6 protein-coding genes are annotated in these 6,456 nt (G+C 46.0%); 2 read left to right on the forward strand and 4 right to left on the reverse strand.

Annotation, left to right across the window (positions count from 1 at the left end; genetic code table 11):
- Both V6C93_RS20225 and V6C93_RS20230 read left to right on the forward strand, forming a co-directional pair.
- Window positions 1–655: o-succinylbenzoate synthase (locus tag V6C93_RS20225; RefSeq protein ID WP_333478475.1), on the forward strand; the 655-nt coding region annotated here is incomplete at its 5' end.
- Window positions 640–2,058, forward strand: a complete 1,419-nt coding sequence (locus V6C93_RS20230; RefSeq protein WP_333478476.1) for a 2-succinylbenzoate--CoA ligase — start codon at window positions 640–642, stop codon at window positions 2,056–2,058. The genes V6C93_RS20225 and V6C93_RS20230, both read left to right, overlap by 16 nt.
- A gap of 2 nt (window positions 2,059–2,060) precedes the next feature.
- Here the strand turns inward: V6C93_RS20230 and V6C93_RS20235 are convergent, their stop codons facing one another.
- From V6C93_RS20235 to V6C93_RS20250, 4 genes are all read right to left on the reverse strand, one after another.
- Entirely contained in the window at window positions 2,061–3,800 is a 1,740-nt protein-coding gene (locus V6C93_RS20235; RefSeq protein ID WP_333478477.1) for a protein kinase domain-containing protein, read from the reverse strand.
- 396 nt (window positions 3,801–4,196) lie between these two features.
- Window positions 4,197–4,598, reverse strand: coding sequence for a thioesterase family protein (locus V6C93_RS20240; protein WP_333478478.1), 402 nt, complete (start codon window positions 4,596–4,598; stop codon window positions 4,197–4,199).
- Window positions 4,599–4,685: 87 nt separating this feature from the next.
- Window positions 4,686–4,862 (reverse strand): hypothetical protein, encoded by a 177-nt coding sequence (locus V6C93_RS20245; RefSeq protein WP_333478479.1) that lies wholly within the window; start codon window positions 4,860–4,862, stop codon window positions 4,686–4,688.
- Window positions 4,856–6,456 (reverse strand): CHAT domain-containing protein (locus V6C93_RS20250; RefSeq protein ID WP_333478480.1); only part of this gene is annotated, 1,601 nt, incomplete at its 5' end. The genes V6C93_RS20245 and V6C93_RS20250, both read right to left, overlap by 7 nt.

The raw sequence follows: 6,456 nt of genomic DNA on the forward strand, positions 1-6,456 counted from the left end.
CAAAATCCAAAATCTAAAATCTAAAATCTCATACAGCTATCTATTACCGACTGGGGAAGTAGCGTTACAGTCCTGGCAGACTCCTTGGCATCAAGGGAATCGTACCTTTAAATGGAAAATTGGTGTGGCGGCGATCGCACAGGAAGTTAAACTCTTTCACCAACTCATTCAATCGCTACCGTCGTCTGCTAAGTTGCGCTTGGATGCAAATGGGGGACTCACTGAACAAGAAGCGCATCAGTGGTTGAAGGCGGCGGATGAAGCGGGAAGGGTTGAGTTTCTGGAACAACCGCTACCTCCTGAACAATTTGATGCGATGTTGGAGATGAGTACTCAATATTCGACACCGATCGCCTTAGATGAATCTGTTGCAACGATTAACCAAATGGAAGAGTGTTATCAGCGAGGATGGCGAGGGGTGTTTGTGATTAAAGCGGCGATCGCAGGTTCTCCCAAACGCCTGCGGCAATTCTGCCAACAGCATCAAATCGATGCCGTGTTTTCCTCGGTTTTGGAAAGTGCGATCGCACGACAAGCCGCCCTCCAACTCGCGGCTGAACTCTCCAACCCCAATCGTGCGGTTGGTTTTGGGGTAAATCACTGGTTCAATGAAGAGGAGGACACTGAGCTGAAGCATCTATGGAAGAATCCTTAACGTATTTGCAACAACGTGCTAATCACGATTGGCTCATGGGGTATGACAGTAAGCAATTTCACATCCTCACTGAACAATTCTTCCAGCAATTAACTCAATTCTCTCAGGGAAGAATCCGACCAAAAATTATCATAGCCGAACAAAATCCCCAAAGATTTCTTGCTGCGTTTCTCGCTGCGGTTGCTGCCGAATGTCCGATTTTTTTGTGCAATCCCAATTGGGTACAACAGGAATGGCAGTTCGTATTGGAAACCGTACAACCTGATTTAATTTTTGGGCAAGGAGTAAATTTACCCAATACCCAATACCCAATACCCAATACCCAATACCCAATACCCAACCACATCATGATTCCCACCGGAGGTTCTTCCGGTAACATCCGCTTCGCCATCCATACCTGGGAAACATTGATGGCATCAGTACGTGGGTTTCACAATTATTTTGGCGGTCAGTCCGTTAACTCGTTTTGTGTCTTACCGTTATATCATGTCAGCGGTTTGATGCAATTTATGCGTTCCTTTACCACTGGGGGACGGCTCATCATTCAATCGTTCAAACAGGTGGAAGCGGGTGAAAATTTTAATATCAATCCCGGCGAATTTTTCATCTCCTTAGTTCCAACCCAACTACAACGTTGCCTACAAAATACCCAACTAACGCATTGGTTATCCCGTTTTCAAACCGTTCTTTTAGGAGGTGCGCCTGCTTGGGATTCACTGTTAGAACAAGCGAGGTGTAACAACATTCGGTTAGCCCCCACCTATGGGATGACGGAAACTGCCTCCCAAGTCGTTACCCTCAAACCTGAAGATTTTCTGGCGGGTAACAATAGTTGCGGTCAAATTCTTCCCCATGCCAAAGTCACGATTCGCAGTTCTACGGGTGAACTATTAGGAACTAACCAAACTGGGATGATTACAATCCAAGCCAATTCCCTGGCGTTAGGTTACTATCCCTCAATTAGGAATGAGAGTGAAACAACCCCAATCCCCCATCTAAAATCCGATGACTTAGGATTTTTTGATGATCGGGGTTACTTAAATGTTGTCGGACGTAGCAGCCGTAAAATTATTACGGGCGGAGAAAATGTCTACCCGGCTGAAGTGGAAGCCGCGATTCAAGCCACACAATTGGTACGCGATGTTTGCGTAACAGGTATCGCCGATCGATATTGGGGTCAAGTGGTAACGGCTATTTATGTTCCCCAATCAGAAACGGTTTCTCCAACATTGTTGCAAGCCGTACTTAAAGATAAATTGAGTAAGTATAAGCAACCTAAACATTGGGTTCCGGTTGCTAGCTTGCCTCGCAATGCTCAAGGGAAAGTGGATTACGAGAAGCTAAAAACCTTAGTTATGACATGCTTAGAAACCCCAAACTCACCATTACAGCGATCACGGTGAAACTACGGCTTAATTAGATACCGCTCAGCTCGACGATATCTAAAAATGCGTATGAATTGCTTGAGCGGTGGGTAAAGCAGCATGATGACTAACGGTAAACTCATTCCTGCTCCTGCAAAGCTGAGAAATAGATGTAAAAATCCCAGCCTAAACCCGATGCCCAAGCTCATGCCTAATGCTGCTGTTAAAATCGAAAGACTCATAGCAAATATGCTAGGAAATTTCCGTTTGCGCTGCTGCTTAACCACATTGGCGGCTAGAGCGGCAACCAACAACCCAACAAAAATCCCCACCGAATAGCCGACAAGACCGACCTCAATAGCTCCAATCCCACAGAAAAGCGCAAATGCCATCCCAATTGATAAGGTTATCAACGAGGTACTGAAAAATAACTCTGTTGCTGAAACCATCAGCGCCCAACCATTCACACATCCCAGTGCCAACCCTACACTCAAAAATCCCCAACCCAGTAGACTAAACTCACCAATCGCCCAAGCTTGCAACCATCCTCCAAGCGCTGCGATCGCAAACAAAAGTAAGAAAGAAAGATAGGGCAGTTGATGGGTTTCCAGCGCGGCGGTCTGAACGTGAACCGTGAGGGTATGAGTTTTGGGCAAAGCATTGCTGTGCAAGACAATCCGGCGCTTATAGACTTGATTACTCCTTAGTTTGCTGGTATCAAGGGTGATTTTGCACTCCACTTGATTACCCTCAAACTTCGCTGGATCAAAGGAAATCCACGCATGAGAAGTTGGACGACTCAGTGGGTCGTGAGGATGGAGGGCAACTTTCCAGATTCCTTTGAGTACCGTGTCGGGAATAGGATTACTCACTGCGATCGCTTGAGTGAGTTTTTCACCCAAGTGAGTGGCTTTGAATTCAAGACTGGGTAAGTTAATTTTCAGGTTTGGTAAGCGCGTGACTTCAATAGCCTTGAGCGCGTCTAATGCTGCGATCGCATTGGGATATCGCTCTTGGCGATTGGGCTGCACCATTGTATCAAGCCAGTTAATAAAGCCCAGGCTGAGCCATGTCGGAACTAAATGTTGGAATTTAATTCGATCTTGTTTATCAATTAAGCGATGAATTTCACTAGATGGAGTGTGAGTCAGCCAGCAAATTAACGTTACACCCAGATAATAGAGGTCAGTTGGGGGTGTGGGTTGGCGATGCAACAACTGTTCAGGCGCTTGAAAACCGCATGTCCCTACCTTACCGTTCAACCCTACTTTCCTTCGCTCTGTAGCTAACCCTCCATTAATCAGGCTTACATTCAATTGGTTGTCTAATAATACATTTTCTGGTTTGATATTGCCATGAATGACGCTAAAACTAGAATTGTGTAGATATACTAAAATTTCTAGTATTGATACAGCAATCTGCTTGATTTCTTGGGCTGTGAACTCGTGTGAAACATCTAAAGATTGGGCGTCTTTATATTCCTGTACTAAGTAGAAGCTATCGGTTGTTTTAAAAAGATCGAGATAACGGGGAATTCCGGGATGACTCAACCTTTTTAGCTCGTTAATTTTTTTCTGGTAGAATTCCAAATCCGACGGATTGATGCCCGATTGAGAGAAGATAAATCGAGTAATGAAAACAGGCTTTCCAGTTGCGTTATCCTTTGCTAGGTAGAAGACTTGACCGCGCTCAGTATTGCCTTCTAGTTCTCGGATTACCTGATAGGGGCAATCGCGGCTATCTTGATGAGGATGATTGGAAGAGGAGGATGAGTTGCTCATAATTATTAAGTTGCATTCAGTATTTCTACTGTTTCTCGCTCGCAAGACAACAACTCCCTAACCCCTACCCATTAACGGGGTTAAGAAAAATCCTATATATAGCAGCCAAAGTGAGAAATAGTGTTACTCCTTAAGTTGCCCACTTAAGCCCCAAAAGTTATCATGCTCCCCGTAAAATTACGGTTATTCCAGCCTTCGCTACTAGAGATGAATACCGGGATTATGCCTAATACCAAGCTGTTCATGAGCGATCGCTCATGAAGGCTACAGGAAACACCCGTAGCTAGAATTACCTAGCCATAAGGGTTTCAATAAGTATTTCTTAGAAGTTGCTCTCAAACATACCCTCTCTCTCTTCTCTTACCTCAGAGTCCTCTGTGCCTCTGTGGTTTGCTTCTAAGAGTACAACCACTCTACAATCTCATCCGGCAGCTGAAGCTTATTCCGAGTCGTTGGCTCAATGCAAACATGCCGAGTCATTGCCTTGGCTAATAGCTGCTCTGATGACGCCGCCACAATTTCATAGGTAATCTCAAACTTATTCTCATTCAGCCGCTGAGGCGTTAACCGAATCACAATGGCATCACCGCAAACCATCGGGCGCAAGAAATCTACGCTGGCATGAATGATGGGAATTACCACAGCTGGATTACTAAAAAAGGATAGCAGCTCAATGCCCGATGCCGCTAAGGAGTATTCGTAGGCTTCATGGCAAATGGATAGGACGTTGGCGAAGTAGACGACGCCAGCCGCATCTGTATCTGAGAAGCGAATTGTGCGGTGATAAGTGAATGACAAAGCTAAAAGGCAATGAATTCTTAGTACATGAATTATACTAGACCTTCTGCAAAAAACAATATTGTGGTACTGCCTACCTGAAAGGCACTATTTCTTCCAAGGAAACTTAGTACCCATCTCCGTCATGGCGGAGAAGATGAGATAGAGGATGAGTACACCTACACCGACGAAAAAAAGAACGAGGTCGTTGTCCATTGTGATAGGGGAAAATAGTTCGTACCAATTAATAATCGGCAAAAATTCAATCACATTTGACTTTACCAAGGACTGCCAATCATTGTGAAGGCTGACCAGTAATAAGGATGCTTCAGTGTTTGATTCCCAAGCTGTTCTAGTGTAGATGGCAAGGGAATCTCTATATCCGGAGTTATCAGCTTCCCTCCTTCCAAACGTACTTCTCCCTTGAGCATTGCCAGTTGCGCTTGCCTGAGTGCCTCAGACTTGATGGGAGCGGTTTTCAAATCGTCATAAAACGTCGTCATTAACCCTAGTGTCCCTTGGTCGCTGACATACCACAGACTCGCCAAAGATGACTTGACTCCTGCCAGTACCGATAATCCAGCAAAACCCAATTCTGACTCCTCATCACCCAAAGCAGTACGACAGGCACTGAGTACCAATAGCTCTACGGGGGGCTTATTCCAACCGAGTTGCCGCAGTTGGTTAAGCCGCAGCTGGGTATCCGATAGCTGGATGTAGGAGTTGCTAGGCTTTCCCGGACGGAATTCACCGTGAGTGGCGAGGTGAATAATCCCAAACGGTTGTTTCTCTCGTTGAAGCTTGAGATTTTGCAGGGTGAAAGCGTCGTTAAGGAAGGACTTGCCCCGCCACAGCTTTCCAGCAATGGTTGATAGTTCCACGGGTACTGCGGGTAAAGCATTCAGTTCAGTAAATTTTTCTGCCCCCATTGCTAGAACTTGGGAGTTCTTGATGTCCTTATAGCGAGTGTTGGTGAGGCTGAGACTGGGCATTAGACCAACACTATAGCGCTCGATAATGAACTCTTTCCCATCGTTGAGCGCTGCTATCGGTATCGCTCTTAGCCCAGTATCCATCAGGAAGGCGAGGTTTTGAACGCCTCTTGCTTGTAAATCTGCCTCCAAGGGCGCGACGATCCACTTGTAAAGTTGCTGGGATGAAGCCAAGTACCCAAGGCGGTTTCTCCAATCAGTCGCTTTACTGCGGAATTCTTGAGCGATTTTCAGCACTTGCTCACGCCTTGCCCCTGATATCCGTCTGCGAAGGGGTGGTTCTTTGGCTGTAACTAGCAGCAATTCCAACTCGTCGCTCTTGCGATCGCTGTAATCTGAAGTCTGAGGGACAAAATTGACATAGATCAGCGCTGGTTTTACACCTGTATCCTGCTCGATATTGGCAAGAACCTGGCAGGGGTCGCCTTGAGATTGGCTATCAGCATCAGAACCCAGGTAATCTTCAACTTGACGGGTGAACTCTCCATCCAAGAACGAAGCACCTGAACTAATACAACCCGGTCTGCCGCCTATCACGGATAGAGGAGTGGGGGGAGTTTCTTGAGGGGGTCGTTCTAATGGAGTGGGTGTAGGTGTAGGTGTGGGTGTAGGTGTAGGTGTAGGTGTAGGCGTGGATGTAGGAGTAACGTTAATGCCGATTGAGCGGGGTACTGAAACCGAAACGACATCACTCGCCCTCAGGGTCAAGGCATCACTAATCGAACCTGTAAAACCGGGGGGTGGAGTATAAACCAACACATCAGTTAGAGCTACACTGTCTCCTGAACTTAGAGGAACATTGTTTCTCGTCAGCGTTCCAGTGGTAATGGCATCAATAAATACTGTCCTAGTATCGTTATTCGTATCATCCACACCTGCATTTAAGT

Source organism: Allocoleopsis sp., from assembly GCF_036703385.1.
Taxonomy (GTDB): domain Bacteria; phylum Cyanobacteriota; class Cyanobacteriia; order Cyanobacteriales; family Coleofasciculaceae; genus Allocoleopsis.

What these genes read in the sequence shown, in the direction of transcription:
- V6C93_RS20230 (WP_333478476.1), top strand. Translation starts at nt 640, where the DNA reads ATGGAAGAATCCTTAACGTATTTGCAACAACGTGCTAATCACGATTGG.
- V6C93_RS20235 (WP_333478477.1), bottom strand. Translation starts at nt 3,800, where the DNA reads ATGAGCAACTCATCCTCCTCTTCCAATCATCCTCATCAAGATAGCCGC.